The 21,700-nt window shown below is 62.9% G+C and carries 16 protein-coding genes, 3 tRNA genes and 1 pseudogene; 1 reads left to right on the forward strand and 19 read right to left on the reverse strand.

Annotated elements, in window-relative coordinates:
- Window positions 1-4: 4 nt before the first annotated feature.
- From ACWPWQ_RS07250 to ACWPWQ_RS07335, 18 genes and pseudogenes are all read right to left on the reverse strand, one after another.
- A tRNA-Leu gene (locus ACWPWQ_RS07250) sits at window positions 5-91 on the reverse strand.
- Window positions 92-132: 41 nt separating this feature from the next.
- Window positions 133-206 (reverse strand) — tRNA-Cys (locus tag ACWPWQ_RS07255).
- Window positions 207-241: 35 nt separating this feature from the next.
- Window positions 242-317 (reverse strand) — tRNA-Gly (locus ACWPWQ_RS07260).
- Window positions 318-498: 181 nt separating this feature from the next.
- Entirely contained in the window at window positions 499-1,053 is a 555-nt protein-coding gene (gene pgsA / locus ACWPWQ_RS07265; RefSeq protein ID WP_139436951.1) for a CDP-diacylglycerol--glycerol-3-phosphate 3-phosphatidyltransferase, read from the reverse strand.
- A 360-nt stretch (window positions 1,054-1,413) separates the two neighbouring features.
- Window positions 1,414-3,267, reverse strand: a complete 1,854-nt coding sequence (gene uvrC, locus ACWPWQ_RS07270) for an excinuclease ABC subunit UvrC (RefSeq protein WP_454009417.1) — start codon at window positions 3,265-3,267, stop codon at window positions 1,414-1,416.
- 111 nt (window positions 3,268-3,378) lie between these two features.
- Entirely contained in the window at window positions 3,379-4,023 is a 645-nt protein-coding gene (gene uvrY / locus ACWPWQ_RS07275) for a UvrY/SirA/GacA family response regulator transcription factor (RefSeq protein WP_025327477.1), read from the reverse strand.
- Window positions 4,024-4,233: 210 nt separating this feature from the next.
- On the reverse strand, window positions 4,234-4,983 hold the full coding sequence (kdsB, locus tag ACWPWQ_RS07280) for a 3-deoxy-manno-octulosonate cytidylyltransferase (protein ID WP_454009418.1): 750 nt from the start codon (window positions 4,981-4,983) through the stop codon (window positions 4,234-4,236).
- Window positions 4,980-5,180 (reverse strand): Trm112 family protein, encoded by a 201-nt coding sequence (locus ACWPWQ_RS07285; protein ID WP_005331987.1) that lies wholly within the window; start codon window positions 5,178-5,180, stop codon window positions 4,980-4,982. The genes kdsB and ACWPWQ_RS07285 overlap by 4 nt, the downstream gene beginning before the upstream one ends.
- A 150-nt stretch (window positions 5,181-5,330) precedes the next feature.
- A complete protein-coding gene (gene lpxK, locus ACWPWQ_RS07290; protein WP_454009419.1) occupies window positions 5,331-6,326 on the reverse strand; it encodes a tetraacyldisaccharide 4'-kinase in 996 nt (331 codons plus the stop codon).
- Window positions 6,326-8,092 carry a lipid A ABC transporter ATP-binding protein/permease MsbA gene (gene msbA / locus ACWPWQ_RS07295; RefSeq protein ID WP_454009420.1) on the reverse strand — a complete coding sequence of 589 codons (1,767 nt, stop codon included), beginning with the start codon at window positions 8,090-8,092 and terminating at the stop codon, window positions 6,326-6,328. Before msbA ends, lpxK begins: the two co-directional genes overlap by 1 nt.
- Window positions 8,093-8,308: 216 nt before the next feature.
- A pseudogene (locus ACWPWQ_RS07300) lies at window positions 8,309-8,614 on the reverse strand (hypothetical protein); the annotation flags it as partial.
- A gap of 338 nt (window positions 8,615-8,952) precedes the next feature.
- Window positions 8,953-10,902 carry a hypothetical protein gene (locus tag ACWPWQ_RS07305; protein WP_454009421.1) on the reverse strand — a complete coding sequence of 650 codons (1,950 nt, stop codon included), beginning with the start codon at window positions 10,900-10,902 and terminating at the stop codon, window positions 8,953-8,955.
- Between the two features lie 26 nt (window positions 10,903-10,928).
- Window positions 10,929-11,330 carry a hypothetical protein gene (locus tag ACWPWQ_RS07310; protein WP_454009422.1) on the reverse strand — a complete coding sequence of 134 codons (402 nt, stop codon included), beginning with the start codon at window positions 11,328-11,330 and terminating at the stop codon, window positions 10,929-10,931.
- Between the two features lies 1 nt (window position 11,331).
- On the reverse strand, window positions 11,332-12,483 hold the full coding sequence (locus ACWPWQ_RS07315) for a hypothetical protein (protein ID WP_454009423.1): 1,152 nt from the start codon (window positions 12,481-12,483) through the stop codon (window positions 11,332-11,334).
- Between the two features lie 3 nt (window positions 12,484-12,486).
- Complete coding sequence (locus tag ACWPWQ_RS07320) at window positions 12,487-13,683, reverse strand: hypothetical protein (protein ID WP_454009424.1); 1,197 nt, start codon at window positions 13,681-13,683, stop codon at window positions 12,487-12,489.
- Window positions 13,684-13,794: 111 nt separating this feature from the next.
- A complete protein-coding gene (locus tag ACWPWQ_RS07325; protein ID WP_454009425.1) occupies window positions 13,795-17,418 on the reverse strand; it encodes a curculin (mannose-binding) lectin protein in 3,624 nt (1,207 codons plus the stop codon).
- Entirely contained in the window at window positions 17,415-17,783 is a 369-nt protein-coding gene (locus ACWPWQ_RS07330) for a hypothetical protein (protein WP_241343185.1), read from the reverse strand. Before ACWPWQ_RS07330 ends, ACWPWQ_RS07325 begins: the two co-directional genes overlap by 4 nt.
- Window positions 17,780-20,602: a tape measure protein gene (locus ACWPWQ_RS07335; protein WP_454009426.1), complete on the reverse strand. Its 2,823-nt coding sequence runs from the start codon at window positions 20,600-20,602 to the stop codon at window positions 17,780-17,782. The genes ACWPWQ_RS07330 and ACWPWQ_RS07335 overlap by 4 nt, the downstream gene beginning before the upstream one ends.
- Before the next feature lie 185 nt (window positions 20,603-20,787).
- Here ACWPWQ_RS07335 and ACWPWQ_RS07340 point away from each other — a divergent pair, with 185 nt between their 5' ends.
- On the forward strand, window positions 20,788-21,486 hold the full coding sequence (locus ACWPWQ_RS07340; RefSeq protein WP_454009427.1) for a DUF4145 domain-containing protein: 699 nt from the start codon (window positions 20,788-20,790) through the stop codon (window positions 21,484-21,486).
- A gap of 2 nt (window positions 21,487-21,488) precedes the next feature.
- Here the strand turns inward: ACWPWQ_RS07340 and ACWPWQ_RS07345 are convergent.
- Window positions 21,489-21,700, reverse strand: a 212-nt coding sequence (locus tag ACWPWQ_RS07345) for a hypothetical protein (RefSeq protein ID WP_454009428.1), incomplete at its 5' end; no start/stop codon positions are given.

Below are 21,700 nucleotides of genomic sequence, written 5' to 3' on the forward strand. Positions count from 1 at the left end.
TTAATGGTGCCCGAGGCCGGAATCGAACCGGCACGACGCGAACGTCGAGGGATTTTAAATCCCTTGTGTCTACCGATTTCACCACTCGGGCACCGCAATCGGTATCAAGTCCGCGCCGCGGGCTTGTCAATATGGAGGCACGTTCCGGAGTCGAACCGGACTAAACGGATTTGCAATCCGCTGCATAACCGCTTTGCTAACGCGCCATGCAAAAGAGAGTTGGCTCTCGATTGTCTGAATTTGGAGCGGGAAACGAGACTCGAACTCGCGACCCCGACCTTGGCAAGGTCGTGCTCTACCAACTGAGCTATTCCCGCATCGGTCTGGCTGACTGCCTGACTACGAGAACGCATTCTAGCGATGTTCCTCGTCCAGTCAACCAAAAACAATTAATACGCTGATCGTTCGGGCATTTTTTGCCCTTCTCCCACACTTTTGCCACTCATGGCCGTTTCTCTGCGCCAACGGCAAGGAAACGGCCATTTGCCCATAGGTGGACTAGAAGCGGGAGTGATAGGTCAGATCGCCCCAGGCCGCCTTCATGTACTGGAACATGGACCAGAAGGTGAGCACTGTGGCGACATAGAGCAGCACGTAGGCGAGCCACACCATCCAGATGTCGTATTGCCAGATGAGGCCGGTGAGCGACACCATCTGGATCATGGTCTTCCACTTGCCGATCCAGCTGACCGCCACCGAGGAGCGCTTGCCGAGCTCTGCCATCCACTCCCGCAGGGCGGAGATGATGATCTCGCGGCCAATCATGGTCATGGCCGGTATGGTGACCCAGATGGTGTTGTAGTGTTCGACGATGACCACCAGGGCGGCCGCCACCATGATCTTGTCGGCAACGGGATCGAGGAAGGCACCGAAGGCGGTGGACTGGTTCAGCTTGCGGGCGAGATAGCCATCAAACCAGTCGGTCGCGGCCGCCAGGATGAAGACAAGCGCAGCCGCCAGGTAGGACCACTGATAGGGAAGGTAGAACAGGATGACGAAGACGGGGATGAGCAAAATCCGAAAAAACGTCAGCAGGTTAGGAATATTTGTCATTATTTTCAGCCACTTCTTGTATGCCGCTAGATGGTAGCCCCAAGCCGATCACCGTTGCAACCGGACAGGCGCCCGCCTTGGTCCATTAATCCATCAATAACCTCAGGATGCATGCCATTATGGCATTTGCGGGCCCCCTGCGTCACGGCTCTTGTGCTGCCGGGGCCGGTTTGCGGGATCCACATCAAATGCCCCCCACTCAAGGTGGCCTGGGTCGGACCCGCTCCTGACGGATACCAGGCATCCCCTGTCCTGAACAACAACGCCTACCCAGGCGGGAACGAATGCAAGGCCCCTGAATGGGGTGAGCCAGCCGGCTCCTGGGTATCGCCTCCCCAGAACAGCAACGTTTATCCAGGGTCAGAGCGAGTGCAGGGCGTCGTGGATGGACTGGGCCAGCTCCTGGCTGATACCGGGCACCTTGGCGAGCTCGTCCACCCCCGCCTTCTTCACCTCCTGCAGGCCCCCCAGGTACTTGAGCAGGGCCTGCCGCCGCTTGGGCCCCACCCCCGGGATGTCCTCCAGGGTACTGGTGGTACGGGCTTTCGCCCGTCTCGCGCGGTGGCCTGTGATGGCAAAACGGTGAGATTCATCGCGAATGTGCTGAATAAGGTGCAAAGCGGGCATATCTGCCGGCAAGTGCAGCTCTTCGTGGCTCTCCCCCATGATCAGGGTCTCCAGCCCGGCCTTGCGGGTCACCCCCTTGGCGATGCCCACCAGCAGCGGGTATTTGCCCCCCAGAAACTCCAGCTGACGGGCCAGGATCTCCTCAGCGCGGCGCAACTGGCCGAGGCCGCCGTCGATGAAGAGCACGTCCGGCACCTTGTCCGGCTCCTGCTGCTTGCCAAAGCGCCGCTCCAGCGCCTGCTCCATGGCGGCGTAGTCATCGCCCCCCGTGATGCCGTCGATGTTGAAGCGCCTGTATTCCGATGAGAGCGGCCCCTCCCGGTTGAACACCACACAGGAGGCGACGGTGCGCTCCCCCATGGTGTGGGAGATGTCGAAGCACTCCATGCGGGCGATGGGGCGCTCCAGCTCCAGCAGCTCCTCCAGCTGGTCGTAGCGGGCGGTAATGGTGCTCTTGTGGGCCAGCCGCGAGCGCAGCGCGGTCTGGGCGTTGATGGAGGCGAGCTTGATAAATCGTGCCCGCTCGGCCCGGGTGCGGCTCTGCACCCGCACCTTGTAACCGGCGGTCTGGCTCAGGGTCTCGGCGATCACCGCCTCGTCTTCCAGCGCCACGTCCAGCAGCACCTCGCTCGGGATCTGTCGTCCCCCCTGCCCAGACAGGTAGAACTGCAGCAGGAAGGATTGCACCACCTCGTCGAGCTGGGTATCGGCCGGCACTTTCGGGAAGTAGCTGCGCGAGCCCAGCACCTTGCCCTGACGGATGAAGAGCACATGGATGCAGGCCGCCCCCTGATCGAAGGCCACCCCCACCACGTCCAGCTCGTCCAGCACGTTGCCGCTCACCGACTGCTGCTCGGTGACCCGGCGCAGGGCCTGGATCTGATCCCGGTAGCGGGCCGCCTCTTCAAAGCGCAGATCGCCACTGGCGGACTCCATCTTGCCCACCAGCTCGCCTATCACCTGCTGGTTCTTGCCCGCCAGGAACAGCTTGGCCAGCTCCACCTGCTGGGCATACTCGGCCTCGCTCACCAGCCCGGCCACGCAGGGGCCGGCGCAGCGCTTGAGCTGATAGAGCAGGCACGGGCGGGTGCGGTTGGCATAGACGGCGTCCTCGCACTGGCGCACCGGGAAGATCTTCTGCATCAGGTGCAGGCTCTCGCGCACGGCGCCGCCGGAGGGGTAAGGGCCGAAGTACTCCCCCTTCACCTTGCGGGCGCCGCGATGCACGCCGATGCGAGGGTGCTGGTGCGCGGTGATGATGATCCAGGGGTAGGACTTGTCATCCCGCAGCAGCACGTTGTAGCGCGGCTGGTACTGCTTGATGAGGTTGTGCTCGAGGATCAGCGCCTCTGTCTCTGTGTGGGTGACCGTGACCTGGATGTCGGCGATCTGGCGCACCAGGGTGCGGGTCTTGATGCTGTCCACATTGGTGCGAAAGTAGGAGGCGAGCCGCTTCTTCAGATCCTTGGCCTTACCCACATAGATGACGGTGCCGCCGCCGTCATACATGCGGTAGACGCCGCTCTGGTGGGTGACGGCGCTCAAAAATGCCTTGCTGTCAAAATGGGGCTCGGGAGAGAGGGTCATCGGCAACTCGACTCAACGGATGAATGCAAAAAGACGGGGAGAGCATACTGCGCCGGGCCTGCAAAAAGCAAAAAGGCGGCACTCGCCGCCTTGGGTGGGCACAGGCATCCCTTACAGGGTGTCGGCATCCAGCATGCCATAGCGAATGGCCAGATGGGTCAGCTCCACGTCGCCATTGATCCCCAGCTTGCTGAACAGGCGGTAGCGATAGCTGTTGACCGTCTTAGGGCTCAGGTTGAGCTGCTCCGAGATGTCGGTCACCTTCTGTCCCTTGGTGATCATCATCATGATCTGAAGCTCGCGCTCGGAGAGGGACTTGAAGGGGTTCTCGTCCGCCGAGGCAAACTGGCTCAGGGCCATCTGCTGGGCGATCTCGGGGGAGATGTAACGCTGGCCGGAGTGCACCAGGCGAATGGCGTGGATCATCTCGTCCGGCGCGGCCCCCTTGGTGAGGTATCCGGCGGCGCCCGCCTGCATCACCTTGGTGGGGAACGGATTCTCGGAATGAATGGTCAGCACTATGATGCGCACATCGGGGCGCAGCCGCAGGATCTTGCGGGTCGCTTCCAGACCGCCGATACCCGGCATGTTCATGTCCATCAAAATCACGTCGGGGTGATGCTGCCGACAGAAGGCCACGGCGGTTTCCCCGCTCTGCGCCTCGCCCACCACCTTGATCCCGCGGACATCTTCCAAAATGCGTCTTATCCCTGTACGCACCAACTCATGATCATCGACCAGGAATACATTAATCACCCAAACACCCCGTTTTTTATCTCGTTATATGCCAGTTAGGGTTAACACGGCGTCTTGCATCATAACCAAACTCGATGATTTGGCAAACCATGGCCGGGAAAAGTTTGAAAGTGCTCGTAAAAGCCGTTTTAAATCAAATTATTATATAAATAATCAACGAAAAAACGGCGCCTGAAGGCGCCGTATCGGTCAACTTTCGTGCCGCCAGCCTCAGTTGGCCAGCAGGGCACGCACCTTGTCCAGATCGGACTGGGTATCCACCCCGACCGGGGGGGCCTCCAGCGCCTGGGCCACATGGATCTTCTCCCCGTACCAGAGCACCCGCAACTGCTCCAGCGCCTCTACTTGCTCGAGCACGCTCGGCGCCCAGTCCACGTAACGCTGAATGAAGCCGGCGCGATAGGCGTAGATGCCGATGTGGCGCTGGTAGTGATCGCCAATCTGCTCGTGACTCTTGGCAAAGCGGTCCCGATCCCAGGGGATGCTGGCCCGGCTGAAGTAGAGGGCGTAACCATCCTTGTCTGTCACCACCTTGACCGCATTGGGGTTGAACGCCTCTTCAGCATCCTGGATCGGCACCGACAGGGTCGCCATCGGCGCCGTGGCAGCGGCCAGGTTGTCCGCCACCTGACGGATGATGGCGGGCGGAATGAGCGGCTCATCCCCCTGCACGTTGACGATGATGGTATCGGCGGCAAAGCCGTAGTGACGGCACACCTCGGCCAGACGCTCGGTGCCGGACTGGTGATCCGGTGAGGTCATGCACACCTCGACGCCGGTTGCCTGCAGCGCCTGCTGCACCCGCTCATCGTCGGTGGCGACTATCACCCGATCGGCGCCCGATTGCAGGGCCTTCTCCACCACGTGCTGCACCATGGGCTTGCCATGGATGTCCGCCAGCGGCTTGCCCGGCAAGCGGGTCGAGGCGTAACGGGCCGGAATGACGACGACGAAACTCATGGCTTCAGCTCTTCCAGGGGCAGATGACGCGCCCGGTTCTCCAGGAGGACGGGGATCCCCTCCTCCAGCGGATAGGCCAGTCTGTCGAAGCGGCAGATGAGCTCATGGGCGGCCTTGTCCGATTGCGGTTGATAGTGCAGCTTCCCCTTGCAAACCGGGCAGGCGATGATGTCGAGCAATTTGATATCCAGTGCCAAAACGAAACTCCTTCAACGATGTCGAGCAAGCGACGATCTCGGGCGGGCTAGGCTGCCGAGCAGTTTAATGGTCCATCGCCGGAGCCGGCACCCGGCTCCTTGCAACGGCGCCGCACGGGCTATGCCGTGCAGGCGATGATCTTGCACCATTCAGTGTGCATGGTCAGGGCCGGACGCCTGCGGCGGGGTCAACCGCTGCAGCAGGGTATCGAGCAGGGAGGCGGGCAACTCGGCGCTCACCGGCAGATACCACCAGTGCGCTGGCGCGAAGGCCCGGCACTTGACCGCATCCTTCTCCGTCATCAGCAGGGGGCGCTCGCCGAAGCGGGCGAGCAGCTCATCCCGATCAAAGGCCTGATGATCCGCATAACCGACACGCTCTGCCAACTCATAACCGAGTCCGGCCAGGGTGGCAAAGAAGCGAGGAGGATGGCCGATGCCCGCCAGTGCATCCACAGGTCCGGCAAGGGGAGCCTCGAGAGGCGCATCGTCGCACACGCGGCGCGGCGCGGCCGCCACCAGCGCCATGGGGTATTCCCCCTGGGCCGGGGTGCCGCCGTTGCAGATGATGGCATCGACCCGCTTGAGGCGGGTCATGGGTTCCCGCAGCGGCCCCATGGGGAGCAGGCAGCCATTGCCGAAGCGCCGGGCCCCATCCACCACCACCAGCTCTATGTCCCGGTCCAGGGCGTAGTGCTGCAGACCGTCGTCAGTGATGACGATGTCCACCTCGCCGCTTTGCTCCAGCAGACGCACCGCATCGGCGCGCCTGGGCGCCACCACCACGGGGCAGCCGCAGCGCCTTGCGATGAGCACAGGCTCATCCCCCGCCTGGGCCGTGGTGCTGGTGGCATCGAGTCGGTAAGGGTAATGGGGTGCCTTGCCGCCGTAACCCCGGCTGACCACGCCGGGGCGATAGCCACGGGCTTGAAGCTGTTCCACCAGCCAGACCACCACAGGGGTCTTGCCGTTGCCACCGACCGAGATATTGCCCACCACTATCACCGGCAGGCTGGCGCGATAGGCGCTGAACCAGCCGCGCCGGTAGGCGAAACGGCGCCCGCCGCTGACGAGGGCAAACAGCAGTGCCAAGGGGGCCAGCCACCAGCGCCAGCCACTCTTGCCGTACCAGAGACGCTCCAGCATCAGGCCGAATGACTCACGGTGCCGCCGAACTGGATGGCGCGCAGCTGGGCATAGGTGCCCTGCTGGCTCATCAGCTCGCCATGGTTGCCGCGCTCGACGATATGACCCTCGTCGATCACCAGGATCTCGTCCGCCTTCTCTATGGTGGAGAGACGGTGGGCGATCACCAGGGAGGTGCGCGCCTTGCACAGCTCGTCGATGGCCGCCTGGATGTGGCGCTCGGACTCGGTATCCAGGGCCGAGGTGGCCTCGTCCAGCAGCAGGACCGGGGAGTCCCGCAGCAGGGCGCGGGCGATGGCGATGCGCTGGCGCTGGCCACCGGACAAGGAGGCGCCATTCTCGCCGATGACGGTGTCATAGCCCTCCGGCATCTTGCGCACGAACTCGTCGGCATGGGCGATGCGGGCGGCATGCTGGATCTCTTCCCGGCTGTACTTGTCTTCTGCCGCGTAGGCGATGTTGTTGGCCACGGAGTCGTTGAACAGGTGGACATGCTGGGAGACCAGGGCGTACTGCTTGCGCAGCTCGCTCAACTTGTATTCGCGGATGTTGACGCCGTCCAGCAGGATCTCCCCCTGCTCTATGTCATAGAAGCGGGTCAAGAGGCTGGCGATGGTGCTCTTGCCGGAGCCGGAGCGACCCACCAGGGCCACGGACTTGCCCGCCTCCACCTTGAAGCTGATGTTGTGCAGCGCCGGGGTATCCTTGGTCGGGTAGGTGAAGGTGACGTTGCGAAACTCGATCTCCCCACGGGCCCGCTCCAGGGTGCGAGTGCCGGTGTCCTGCTCCGGGGTGGAGTCCAGCAGACCGAACAGGCTCTGGCAGGCGGTGATGCCGCGCTGGAACTGGTTGTTCACGTCGGTCAGACTTTTCAGCGGCTTGAGCAGCATCATCATGGAGGTGACCATGACGGTGAAGGTGCCCGCGGTCAGGGTTGCCTTGACCGAGTCTATGGTCGCCACATAGAGGAAGACAGCCAGGGCGACCGAGGCCACCATCTGGACTATGGGGCTGCCGATGGCATCGGCCGCCACCATCTTCATGGTCTGCTGACGCATCCGGTTGCTGACCTGATAGAAGCGCTTGTCCTCCACCTGCTGGCCGCCGAACATCAGCACCTCTTTATGGCCCTTGAGCATCTGCTCGGTGGAGGTGGTGATGTCACCCACCGCCTGCTGGATGTGGCGGCTGATCTTGCGGAAACGACGGCTGATGAGGCCGATCAGTATGCCCACCACGGGGCCGACCACCAGGAAGATCACCGACAGCTGCCAGGAGTGCCAGAACATCAGGCCGAGCAGGCCGATGACGGTGGCCCCTTCCCGCACCAGGGAGACCAGGGTGGAGCTCGCGGCGGACGACACCTGACCGGCGTCATAGGTCACCTTGGAGAGCAGGTTGCCGGTATTCTGGCGGTCGAAGAAGCTCATGGGCATGGCCATCAGGTGGCTGAACACCTGCTGCTGCAGCCGCATCACCACATGGTTGCCGACCCAGGCCATGCAGTAGTTGGAGAGGAAGGCGGCGCAACCGCGCAGGGCGACGATGCCGAGCACGAAGAAGGGCATCCACTTGAGCACGCTGCTGTCGTTGCCGTTGAGGCCCTGATCGATGAGCGGCTTGATGGAGTAGACGAAGGTGGTATCCACGGCCGCATAACCCAGCATGCCGATGATGCCGCCCACCAGCCCCAGTTTGCGATCCCGGACATAACCGAGCAGGCGCTTGAAGACGGGCCAGCTCTCTTGTGAGGTTTCTTGTTGCATGAATAGCCGTTAATAAGGGAAATGACGGGGTATTCTAGCCAAAGCGCAGGATTACACCAAGCGTTGCCATCGCCTGGCCATCTCCCTCCCTCTTACTTAACGGGAAATGACGGATTATTGCCCTGGCCAACGCTTGGGCATCCATCGGGCGTTGCCCCATCCCAAAGAGAAATGACGGCTGACTCCCAAGGCCAGAGCCCGGATGTCCACCCACGCCTAGCCTCTTTCCGGCTTCTTTTCCTCCCTGTACAGGGAAACATGGGCTCCCTGGCGCCATAGCCTGGGCCGCCACCAGTGGCCATTGCGCCTGTACCAGGGGCCCTGCTCGCGCTCGGCCCGGATCTCGAGCCCGGCCTCCCCCGCCTCGATCAGGATGGCACCATCCTGCCCCGTCACCCATTGGCGGGCCCCCTCGTATCTCGCCACCACCTCGGGGCGGGGAAACTGCCACTGGTTCCTGTCGCCGGCGCTGTGGATGACGACATCCGGGTTCACCGCTGCCACGAAGCCCGGGGTCGAGGTGTAGCCCGCCGCGAAAAATGAAAAACCATTCCGGGTAAAACGACAAACAGAGCTCAGGTCACATTTATCAAACTTGGCGGATTCAGAATCACCGAGTTTGATAGACGTTTAACAGAGGGTTAAACCTCGATTTCATAGGTTGGTAAATCAGGGGCGGGCCCTATGATAGCACCGGCCGGTAAAATGCCTTCTGGCCGATGGCCACCCTCCCCCTCGCACCACCACCACGCCACCACCCAGCGCCTCCAACGTGGTGCTAGTGCCGTTCGTTGCCGTGACGGTACCGACCAGCAATGGATCGGCGCCGGGCACCAGCTCCATGAATCGCTTAAACAGGTTCATACAAAACGCTCCACGCTCAGTTGCTGGCGTACCGTCATGGCCCTGTTCTGCAGCGCAGCAGAGACCCTGACGCCCCGGTTATAGCCCTTCCAGCCATCCACCGCGAGCAGTGCCCCCGGCAGGATGAGACCCGCATCTGCCGACAGTGGCAGCTCGATGGTCTGGGTGCGCCTCGGCAGGGTCTTGGCCAGGGCCACCACGCCTTGAGCACGGGCCGCCAGCACATCGCACACCAGCGGGTGGGTGATGGTCGGTGCCTGCCGCTCGCCCGCCGTACCCTGACGCAGCACCCGCGCACTGATGCCCTGATGGCCACCACTGACCCATATCCCGTTGGCTGCCTGCCCCGGTTGGAAGTCGCTGCCCAGCGTCGTGATGATGGCCCGAGGGATGGCCACATCGGCCAGGGCGGTATCGAGCTGCCAGGGCACGGTCGGATAACGCGGCTTGATGACCAGGTGCTGACTGCGCTGGTGCGGCAGCACAAAGCCCCCTGCCGCCTCGGCCAGATACTTGATCGCCTCAATCGGGGTCTGGCTGTCCAGGCTGAAAAACCCGGCCGGTACCAGCCAATCCGGCGCCTGCCAGTCCAGTGTCCAGCCAAACGGCAGTAGAGCCGCAGCCAGCTGGGCCATGGTGGCCGCCGCACTCTCGCTCACCGCGTGTGGCAAGACATGGGTCGGCGACAGGTAGGCGGCGCGAGAGCGGCCTGACAGGGTGGCGGATTCGCGGGCAAAGCTCTGGCTCGACTGCCAGCCATCGCAGACGCACTCCCACTGCTGGCCATTGATGTGGATGCTCACCTCCTCCTCATCGGTCAGGGCGGCGGCCGCGATGCGCGGGATCTGGGCACTGAACTGCCAGGCCCAGGAGTCGGTATCGAGCTCGATGCTTAACGAGGTGGCCGGAATGTCGAGGCCATCGCGCACCCGTACAATGCTTGCTGTGTTACTCACCAGGTAAACCCTCCGGGTCGGAATCACGATCTGGGCGTCTTGCCCGTACCAAACGAACTCAAGGCTGGCGTCACCGCGCAGGCGGTTAAAGGCCAGCTGGAGCTTGCGCCGTTCCGGCTTGGCGGGCTCCACCGGCTTCTCGGGGTAGGGGCTGGTGCCGGGCGGTGGTTGGATTGCCTCATCCCAGCCATCCCGCCAGCCCTTGTGAAGCGGGTCACCGAGCTGCCAGTCGCTTTCCAGCACCTGGCCCAGCGGGGCGCCTTGCTGCCAGGTGTCGGCCTGCCATGCCCGGTCCAGCCTCGGCGGGTAGCGGTAGCCCGACAGGTGCCAGCTGTCGGCCTTGGCCGCCTCCACCCAGAGGGTGCCCACCACGGCATGGCCAGGGGGCAGGCTGTCGAACGAGTGGCCAGCCTGGGCACCGAGGGGCTGCCCCTCGTCAAAGCGGCCCTGATGCACCTGGTAGCGCTTGGGCATGATGCCGCTGTGCTCGGTGACCCCATCGGTCAGCGCGGCCCCCTCCTGCCAGTCGTTCCCCCTCGTCACCGCCATCACGGCGGGCGTCTGCCAGTCACTGGCCACGGCCTCGGTGAGCAGGGCGGCGCGCTGCCAGTCGTCCTGGCTGGTGTGGCTCGGCCCCCGAAATACGTTGATGTCATAGGCCGCTTGCAGGTGATGGCTCACCGGCTGAGCGGTACTGGACCAGGCGCACTCGATCAGGACGGTCGCCACCAGGTCGGCAACCGGCGCCGCCGGGGTGCTGGCAAGGCTGCCCTGGTGGATGAGCCCCACCACCACCTCGGCCTGCGGGTTGGCCAACACCGGGTGCAGCGCCGCAGGCAGCACCAACCCCGGCGAGCTGGCGAGCACCGGCGGCAGGCTGGTGCCGCGCAGCACCGCCGCATAACGCTGGATGGCGCTGGGGTTCAGCTCCATCGCGCCGGTGTTCTGGCGGGCCTTGCGCAGCTCCAGGGCGGGATCGGTTCTGGCCATGCTTGCCTCGGTGGGTCAGGGGTGGATTAGGGCTCGGTGATGGTGGCGCTGTTGATGCGCAGCATGGCACCGGTAAACAACTCATCGGCGGGGATCTCTATGTCGGCGCCGCTGCCGGGCGGGCCCACGTCGAGATCCGCCACAAAGCTGCCGTCCCGGTCGCTGATGCGCCCCCAGCTCGGGATCCCGTTGCCGGTAACCAGCTGCTCGGCCAGGGGTTTGAGCGTCAGCATGCCCCCGGTGACGGTCTGGGCGCAGGGGTGGGCAAACTGGAGGGTCGCCAGCAACGGGCCGGTGATGGCAGCACCTGGGGCAGGCCGGGGGCCAACGTAGATCTTGAGGGTCGCCGGGCCGGTGTTGCCGGCGTCGATGGCCGTGGCCAACAGCTGGACGCGACTGGTGCGCAAGGGGTCCGAAAATGTCAGCATGTCATGCTCCTGTCAGGCCGACCCCCTCGCCGGGGGCATAGGGTTTGGGCAGCTGGAAGTCGGCGGCCACCGCGTTGTAATCGGCGGGGCCGAACGCCGGATCGTCCTGGGCGACCAGCATGTAACGGCGGTTCAGCCACAGCAGATCGAAGCGGTACTTGCCATCGCTGGCGCGGCTCGTGGTCTCGGCTACCAGCTCGCCGGACTGGGTGAAGCAGAGCACCCGCCGGGCCACCCCCTCGCCGTCGATGGTCACCGTGCTCTCGATGTAGCCCTGCTCCACATTGCGCACCCCATCCCGCAGCCAGAAATAGTCCCGCCCCTTGATCATCGGGAACTGGATCAACTCCTGAGCCAGCACAGGGCCAGCGTAGATAAAGCCGGGACTACCACGCCAGGCCACATCCTGCGGCTGGAACTGGCTACGGGGCTCCTGATTGGCAGGGGTGGCGGTAAGTCGATGCGGCTTCATTTCAAAAGGCTTATCGAACATGGCCGCCCTGGCCTGCCGTTCGGCCAGCGTCAACTCACGGTTGTAGAACGCCACATGAGCCAGCCCAGCCGATGTGTTGTAGCTGCCCCCACGGGAAAACAGGTGAATGGGCAGAGTGCCCTGGTTAGCTTGTGTGCCGTTGCCGGTGGCGACGGTCCACTCCTTGAGCGGCACACCGTTCAAATAGATCTTGGTGAAGCCCAAGGCGCTGGTGAAAATCATATGCCCCATCATGCTCGGACCCGCTCGGCCATTGCTTGGGGCAATTGCTTGGTCGCCAAGAATGAACTGGTATGAGGGGGGTGTAGCACCATCCGCCAACCCTATGCTCTGCAACGACCAGTTCTTGTTGTCGCCGCCCCGTTCGGCGATCACCAGGTTGGCATTCTCGCTATGGCTGATGATGCATTCCAGGGTGAAGGTACGGCCCTTGTACTCGGTCCGATCCGGGATGGCCACGAGGGGCGAGCTGATGCCCTGGGTCATCAAAATATCCATGCCGGCCACGACGGCAGCCGCCTGCCGGAAAGTGCCACTCTGGCTGCCATGGTTGGCGTAGGGGGATATGTCATTGCCCAGACTGGCGAGGGTATCCAGTGGGTAGTAACCCACCGGGGCGCTGGCCAGAATAAGATCCCTCAGTGCTTGGTCTGTCGCCATGACTTACCTCCAGGGGCCGGTCAGATCGAAGCCCGCCATGGTGGGTCCACCGTTCACGGTGGATTCGGTGAAAGTTGCCCCGATAAAACGCACGATTTTGTTGGGGAGCGCGGGCATGTTGGAAAAGTTTTTTCGATACCAAGAGGGGATAGTGGCAAAGGGGCAGATGAGCCCCGGCAGGTAACCACGCAGTTGGTTGCCGCCCTCCATGAGCATGATGGGGTCGGTGCTCATATAAAAAGCGTTATCTGGCGCATTAGGCACATTCAGCCCAGTGCCAAAGCGGGCAAAGACCCCCTTTAACCACCATGTCGCAGTACCAAATAGTTGGCTGTAGGGGCGGGCCAGGGCACGGTAGCTGGTGTCGTCGAAAGCCAACGCTTGGGTGCCGTAGTTGGTAAAACTGCCCCCGGCGCCAATGTTCCACCGGCGGTTTGTATCGTCGGCAGAGACCACGCCATAGTGCATTAACACAGCGTGGTAACGATCCCCTGGCCGCACCGACTTGATATAGCCAAAGGCAAACAGCGACTGATAGTTTGCTGCGGCATAGGCCGGCAGGAAGTAGAACAGCTGGCTATCGCCGATGAGGTCCCAGCGCTTGTCGCTATAACGGCCGGTCGCTGGCCAGCGATGCTCTTGGATCAGGGTGTAGGTGTTGATGTCCACTACATCCTCAACCAGGGCCACTTTGGCCAGGCAAGCCATCATGGTGGCCCCTGTCCAACCGGAAAACGCCGTGTTGTCGATGCGAAGGCTCACGTTTCCCGACTCGCTGACGTTGGTCGGCCGGTAGATGGCCACCATGCCGTCCCCACTCTCGTGGGTCAGGGTCCAGCCGAGCGGGGCCACCTTCATGGTCATGGCCGCGCCGCTGCCAGCCATGCCGGGGTTGCCGGCGTCCAGCTCGAACCAGACCTCGGTACTGCTCACCTTCTTGATGCGGTGCTCGCCGTTATAGCCGCCTGGGCTGACGCCGGTCACCTCGATCACCGAGTCTGGCAGATAGGCATGGCCCCCCGAGAAGGTGGCCTTGGCGGCGCCCTCGGTCGCATCCCACACCAGGGCGTTGATGGTCAGGTTGCCAAAGCCGGTCACCAGCACCGCCTTGAGCAGCGCCGTCAGCGCGCCGGCAGTGGTATCCCCCAGGCTCGGCGCCCCCTGCATCTGACTCGCGTACCATTTCACCGGAAAAGTCATGGTGTTCTCCTGATCGGTTTGGGTGGGGCAATCTGCCCCACCCGGTTAAGTGGCTGGCGCGTCAACGGGGTGCAGGCCCTCTGCGCTGTAACTTTCCTGCACTGCTACCTATCAGCGGTTGACGTTGCCGCGCAGTTGCAGCTCGAACCTGTCCGACTCCATCACTGCCACCGACTGCAAGATGGTCCGGATCGCCCATACCGGGTAACTGGCCGCCTGAGTGGTGAAGCGCAGCACGTTGCCCGAGGACCAGCCCGCCCCCCAGCCTCGTTTGTCGATGAAGAAGTAGGGCTGGTTGCTGTTGGGGTTGAGCGGCGCAAAGTCGCTGTTGATGTCCCCCACCGCAATCTGGCCCACATGCTCCCCGACCAGCACAAAGCTGGTGCTGGACTGGAAGATGATGGCCCAGCGCTCTTGCAGGGTGGCCCGGTTGGTCACCAGCAGCGGGTAAGCGGTGTCGTTGTACTGCGCCGTGCAGGGGTCGCCGATGAGGAAATCAGACCAGGTGTTGGTCCAGACCCTCTGATCGAACAACCCGGTATAGCGCGCCCACAGATCCCCCATGATCAGCGCGCTCGATACCAGGGTGTCGGCGGCGTCGTACTCATGAGACAGCGGCCGCGCCAGCACCAGGCGGCCCGAGATCTCCACGTCAGAGACCAGGCTCATGTCCTCGATGCGATGCACCGCCACCAAGGGCTCCACGTAACCGGTCAGGTTCAGCGGGCTGGCCAAGGTGACGATCCCGCTGTCCAGGTTGACGCTGTAGAGCGCCGGGGCGAGTTGCTTGCCGTTCTTGTCCTCCACATGGGCATACGCCAGCCGCTGGCGGGTGGTGTTGAGCTGCTGCCCCGCAGTGACCCCCATCGGGAAGGCGCTGCGCTGGGTGCTATGCACCACCACGATGTTGCCCTTGCGGATGAACGGCACCCGCCCGTCAGACGGCAGCCGCACCGGATCCAGCCCGATGAGATCCGCATCCAGCGGCAGGTAGCTGAACACCACGCAACTAAAGCGGATGGTGTCGGCCACCACGCTGACAGGGCGCCAGATCTTGCCATCCTCCCCCACCTGCTCGGCGTCGTACCAGGGTTGGGCCTCGTTGCCGGCGGCCGTGACCTTGCGGCCAAAGCGCACCGAGACGATGCCGGTCTGGTAGTCCACCCGCCCGTCCATGTCGAGGGTGGTAAAGTAGCCGTCGCCGTCGGCCGTGGCCTCGATGCGGCGGCCGCTGGCGGTGTTGGCGCTGATGTAGAGGCTGCCGGGGGCCAACGGGGCGCCCGGCGTCCTGAACGTCACCGCATCCACCGACTGGGCGCTGAACGAGGTGGCCAGGGAGTGCAGCTGCGGCTGGGCGGTCTGCCCCGCCGACCAGTCGGCCAGCACCGCCACCCCGTTGGAGTAGTCGATGGTGCCCGCCTGAATGCCGGCGCCGGTCTCCGGGTCGGGGTTGCGGTAGATAAGGCCTTGGCGGTCAACGTAGGTGCTGCCCCCCAGGGTGAAGCGCAGCGAGCCCTCCAGGATCGCCTCGGCAAAGCCGGGGGTCACGTCGATGCGCAGCGCCTGGGCGGTCAGGGTGGCGTTTTGCGCCTGGGCCGAGTTGTTGTTGCGGTAGGTCACATCCACCCACCCCTGCTGACCATCGGGGAAGGTGTAGGCGGTGTTGTGGTACTGGATCCCGGTCATGGTCCAGCGCTGCACCGCGAGCTGTTGGTTGCCCTCCCAGCGGGTGCCCACGGTGACCCAGGCATAGGTCGGCTTGGGCAAGGGGGCGCTGCCGTCCGGCATGAAATGCAGGGTGCCGGCGGCGTAGTCGATGGCCCCCAGCTCATTGCCGCTGGCATCGCGCAACTTGCCCAGCCCGTCATCCTGCAAGGTGATGATGGGGTCACGGGTCTGGATCACCAGCTCCTGATCGTCCACATCAAAGGCGTGATAGAGCGCGTTGAACTTCACCCGCAGACTGCCGGGGGTGAGGTTGTGGGCTCCTCCGCCGTCCAAGCCGTCCAGCGTGATGGAGAGGTGCCCCACCATGCCGGGCGTACTCAGGCGGCCCGGCTCGACGTGATGCTCGGTCACCGGCTTACCGTACTGATACTGGGCCACGTACTCCTGGCCCAGGGCGGGCAGGGTGATGTGCTCCAGATCGATGATGCCCTCGGCATAGTTGATGATGCCGGTAATGTCGCCCCGGATCTTGCCATCCCCCACCGAGTCGTTGGCGGTCTTGCCCACCCCCCAGGTCAGGACCAGGCTCTTGGGCGTGATGCCGGTGTGGGGCAGCTGCCAGGCACTCTTGCCGATGCTGATCGGCTGGCCTGACCGGTTGGTGTAGCTCACCGGGGTGGCCCAGCTGAACATGATGCTGGTGTCCACGTCCGGCAAGGCGCCCAGGGTCAACAGCACCGAGCCGGTGGCGAAGTTCAGCAGACCAGTCCCATAGGCGCTGTCTTGCCCCAGCAGTTCGCCCTTGCCGTTGTCCTTCAAGTCGTACCATTTGCCTTGCGCCATAAAGCTGACGGTCAAGCTGCCTGGCGCGGGGGTCGGGTGCAGGGTGATGGTGAACGCATAGCCCCGGTTGTTGGCCTTGATCTCGATGCTGGCGGTATCGGCGATGCGGGCCGGGCGGGCCGCCGGCCAGAAGCTGACGGTTTTGCTCTGGGTGCCGTAGTTCGGGCACTGGGCGTTGAACTCACACTGCCCCCGGCCGTAGTCGATGGCGCCTATCACGGACCCACCCACCACCAGGGAGCCGCCCCGGTCGGTGATCAGCGCCGCGCCTATGGTGATACTCACCGTGCCGGGTAGCGCGCCCGTGCCGAGGAACAGGCCCCGGCTGGGGGCGATGCTGGCCACGGTACTGAACGACACCTGCCCCTTGCCCGAATCCACCAGGCTGGCCAGCTCGCCGGCAGCGGTCAGATCCACGGCCGGGGTTTCAGAGCGGGCCGCCGGCACCAGCTGGGTAAAGATGGTTTTGGCCTTCACCTGGAGCGCGCCAAAGTGGGCATCCTCGGCCAGCTTGGTGGTGGCGAAGTAGTTGGCCGCATCGGCCACCACCGTCTCGCGCAGGGCGGTCTTGGGGTTGGTCACCACGTCATAGGGGGTGGGCTGCTCCCCCTCGAAGGTGTAGCGCAGGGGATCGGCCAGGGTGCAGGTCACCACGTTGCGGGTGAACTCCGGCACCCCTGGGATCTGGAACTTGGCCAACTGCTGGCCTACGTCCAGCACCCTGACGTACTGCTCGAACTCCCCCACCTTGCCCTCGTTGCCGACCAGTACCAGGGTCTCGCCGATCTCCGGCAGGCGCACCTCGACCCGCTGGAAGAAGCGGATCGCCCGCTGGCCCTGCAACTGGGTGTCGTAGAGGAATCCGCGCCACTTTGGCCCCCGCGCCAGATAGCGCTCCAGCAGGTCGCGGGCCTCGGTGCGAGTGTCGTGGTGATCCTTGCTGCTCATCAGGCACAGGCCGACATTGGGATCGGCCGGCGGCAACAGCACGGTGGCATTGGCGCCATAGTAGGTGGCTGTGTCGTCGGTCTGCACCGCCAGAAACACCTTGCGCAGGTTGACCACGCCATAGGCGCGATCCAGATCGGAAATGTCGGGAAAGACGCTGTTATGTTCCCCGCTCACGATCTCGTGACCGGTAACCCTGCCACCACCATCGGGCGTGTCAGTCAGCCGCTGGCTGGCCATCAGTTTGATGTCGCCTGATAAAATCCCGGTTGTCATGCAGTTACCTCGGTCAGGTTAAGGGTCAGGGCATAGGGCTCGCCCGCTTCGGGGTCGGCCATCTCGATCAGGGCCGTCACTACCACGCCGGGGCGGCGCCAGAAAACGGTCCGCGCCACGCCGTCGAGCAGGGTCAAGGTCAGCAGCTGGCTCGGCACGGCCTCCAGCGCCTTGAGGATCTGCACGGTGGCGCGGGGGCAATGACCCACCAGGGTGATGGGACGGCCTGACGGCTTGGCCGTTTCTTCTACCAGCAGCGCCCCGCTCAGGGTGGGGGTCACCACCTGCTCGACCGGCGCCCAGTCGAATTCGTCGCGCCAGACCAGATCATCGGGTAACAGCACGCTGTTTAAGGTCACGTTCATTGGCGCAATCCCTGCTGTGTAAGAAGGCTGATAAAGGCCTGGGCATTGGCTTCATCGGCCTGGACTCGCGCCCTGTCCCCATTTGGGGCGCGCAGCTCGATGATGATCAGCTGGGGCTGGCCTTGGCTTGGCTGGTTGGCATTGGCGATCGACTGACTCGGCTCGGGGGCTGCTTTGTCTGCCTCCTTGGCCTGGGCCTTGCTCAGCTCCTGCTGGAGCTTGGTGCGCATCGCCTCCATCTCCTTCTGGAACTTCTCGCCGTAGAACTTCGCCCACTCGCTATAGGCCGGAATGTCTTTGACCTTCTGGCTGTAGCGGGCCAGCTCCTCCTCCACCCCGGCGAGGGTGTTGGCCAGGGCATCGGCGTTGCCGCGCAGGCCGTTGATATCCACCGTCTTGTAGAAGAAGGAGCCGGCATCGGCCGTGCGGGTAACCTCTCCCCGGCCACTGCCCGCGCTGCCCCCTGCCGAGGCCACGGCACTGCCGGTCTGCTCGGCCTCATCCTGCACGCCGCGCAAGCCCTGGCGCATGGCATCCGTTGCGCCCTTGGCCCGCGCGGCGGCTTCATCAAAGCCATCACCGATGGCGGCCACCGCCTGTTTGGCCTCCCCGCTGCCGCCCTTCACCTTGTTCATGGCGTCGGCGGCGACAGACATGGATCTGGCCAGTGCATCCCCAGTGAGCTTGCCCTGAGCGGCCAGTTGCTTCTGGCGTTCGATCACCGCATCGATCTCGGCCTTGGTTTTTGCGCTGTTGTAGGCGCTGGCCAACGCCTCCTCGATGGCGGCGGCACTGGCGCCGGTGTGTTGCACCAGCACATCCAGGGCGCCCAGGGTCTTCTGAAAGCCTGCCCCGATACGGCCATTGGCCCGCTCGAAGTCGAGCCCCAGCTCGTCGAAAGCCTTGGCAAGCGCGGCCGGGCCATCTGCGGCGGTCTGCTTGGCCACGGCGTTGATTTCGCTTAAGTAATCGCGAGCTTGCTTGGCCTCCGTGCCCAATTCTTTGACGGCGGCGGCCCCGCGCCGATAGCTGCCGGTCGCCTCGTCGTAATGCACCTTGCCCTCGGCAATGACGCGATCCATATCGGCCACACTGGTGATGGCTATCCCGAGCTCTGCCGAGAGCGCAGCCAACTGGCCATTGAGCTGGGCCTGGGCTTCGGAGCGCAGGCGCTGCGACTCTCGCAGGGCCAGCTCGGCCTGCATCCACTCCTTGAGGGCACCGGCCATGCGGATGATCTGGCTCACCGCCTCCACCGTCATGGCGGCCAGCAGCGCCTGAACCGCCGCCCCCAGCGCCCTGACACCTATCGAGGCCGCCGCCGCTGCCGTACCTGCGGTGGTCATGCCGCCGGCGGCGGTCGCCGTGGCGGCAGGCAGCGCAATAAACTGGCCATAGAGGCCGCGCAGGTCGGCAATCCAGCCCGCGATTTTCAGGCCAAACCAGGCCTGAGCCATCACCTGCAGGGCATCGCGCCACTCATAGACGGTCTGGATAAAGGACTTGAGGGTTTCACCGAGTGAGACGACGCCGTCAGAGATGCGCTTGGCCCAGGCCTGCAGGCGGCCATCGTTGGCCATCGCCGCAAACTCGGCGTTGAGGTTGGCCAGCTGGTTCTTGAGCCAGCTCAGCGCCCCGTTCTCGGCCACCAGGCGGTAGAACTTGGCCAGGTTGTCCTGGGCGTTGGAGATGAGCCCGGAGAGCAGACCCATGTTGTTGGCGGCAGCCCCTGACGATTGGGCCGCGATCTCGTTCATCAGCGCGGCGATGGTGTCCCGGCCGAGCTTGCCGGCTTCCGAGAGCTTCTGCAGCTCGGCGGTGTTCTTGCCGGTGACCTGCTCCAGCAATTGCCAGACCGGCACCCCGCGCTCGATCAGCTGCAGGATCTCCTCCCCCTGCAGCTTCTGCTTGGCCCACGCCTGACCGAGCGCCAACGAGATGCCTTGCACCTCTTCAAAGCCGCCGCCCAGCTTGTAGGCCTGATCGACGATGCCCTGCATGGCGCCATTCATGGGGTCGATGCCGAACGCCTTGAGGCGCACGAACACCTGAGTCACCTCATCTAGCTGCAGCGGGGTGTTCTTGGCAAAGTCCTGGATCCAGGCGCTCGCCTCGGCCCCACCCGCAATCGAACCCATCACCGCCTTGAGCTGCACATCGAGGCGCTCGGCCTGGTCGCCGGTTTGGAACATAGCCACGAGCTGGGAGGTGAGCGTCTGGATGCCGAACCAGGTACCTGCCATGGCCACCAGGCGGCCGGTCAGGCTACCGATGGCACCATGGAAGCCACCCGCCTGCTGACCACCCTGCTGCAGAGAGCGGCCCAGCCGCTCGGTCTGGGTCGCACTCTCGCGCAGCTCACGCTGCAGCCTGGCTTGCTCCTGGGCGAGGTTGCGGGTGTCGAGCCCGGCCTGGGTGAGACCGGCATGAAGGCGGGTATGAGCGGCGGATTGGGAAATCAGCTGGCGCTCCAGCTGCTTGACCTCGGAGGCCAGCAAGCGTTCCTGGTCGGTCAGCACGCGGGCCTGACCAGCACTGGTCTGCTGCTCGGCCCGTAGTTGTGCCAGCTTGTCACGGGACAGCACGCTGGCCTGCTCAAGCTGAGTCAGGGCCTCGGCGGATTGGTTGAACTGCGCAATCAGTTCCTGCTGCTGGCCCAGGGTTTCCAGCGTCTGCGCCAGCCGCTCGGTCTCGGCGGCCGTCTCGTCTGAGATGGGGCCCAGCTCCTGCACCTCACCCGCCAAGGCGGCCAAGTCCTCGCGGCCGGTGACCTTGGCCGCCAGCTCTAGCGCGAGTTTTAGGGTGGAAGAGGTAGACATGAGGCATTCCTGAGAGATTCAGATATGCCCTATGGTAAAGGGGTGGTAGAAAGCAGGGATTTATGGTGAATTACTGAGGTGTCACAGGAAGACTACAGACGTTCGGTTACGCTGGGCTATTCGAACCTATGGGCCTGAACATAAACAGCAAATGACGCATAATTTTTATAAATCATGGGGATAACATGGGAAATATAATTAGAATCTTCTGCAATACCTGTAAAGGTGAAACCAACCATGAAATTAAGTCTACTCATGAAAAGTCCTATCAAGAAGTAATTGAAGACCGTGGGCATATGTTTCTGGGCTATACCGAAGATACAGAATACTTTTTCGTTGTATGCCGCGGCTGTGATTCAGCTACTTTGCAAGAAAAGTGGACATGTGCTGGAATGTATGATCACAACGGTGACCCCATATACTCATATAACTACCACCCCAAAAGAAATAATGTTGACGAACGAGAAGCAAAGCGATTCCACCATGTAGATAAGAAATTGAATGATTCATATAAAGAAATTGTCACAGCCTTTCAACAAGGACTTGAGATAGTTACTGCGATGGGTGTAAGAGCATTACTAGAAGGCATTTGTGTATTTGAAGGTATTGATGATAATGCTGCTTGGGGCCTACAGAACAAAATCAATAAGCTAAGAGACTCACCTAATATACCAAACGGTATTATCGATGGTTTGAATGGGTTGAAATTCATTGGTGATGATGCGGCACATCGTTTAATTGCAACTGATAAACAAACACTTAGTTTATCAATTGACCTTTTAGAGTCGTTGCTAACTCACCTTTATGAAACCAGAATCGATTTAGAGCGCAAAGCTGAATTAGTAAAAATGACTCAAAACAATAAAAATCAAGATATCAAATAACTTCACCTCTGATTTTTCCGTTCGACTAGTACAGTGAAACCGTCGGGTGCGACCAGCAGCATAACGGCGGGGCTCCCCCCCCCTTTGCTGTTCCACCGCACACCAATTTCGGCCGGTCCCCACAGAAAGGGGGGTTGCCCTCCAACGCCCACAACTTCCCCTCCCACCCCATTTTGATAGGCTTTGTTTTTCGGCACATCTAAAATGTAAAAAG

The organism is Aeromonas sp. Marseille-Q7275, assembly GCF_965119515.1.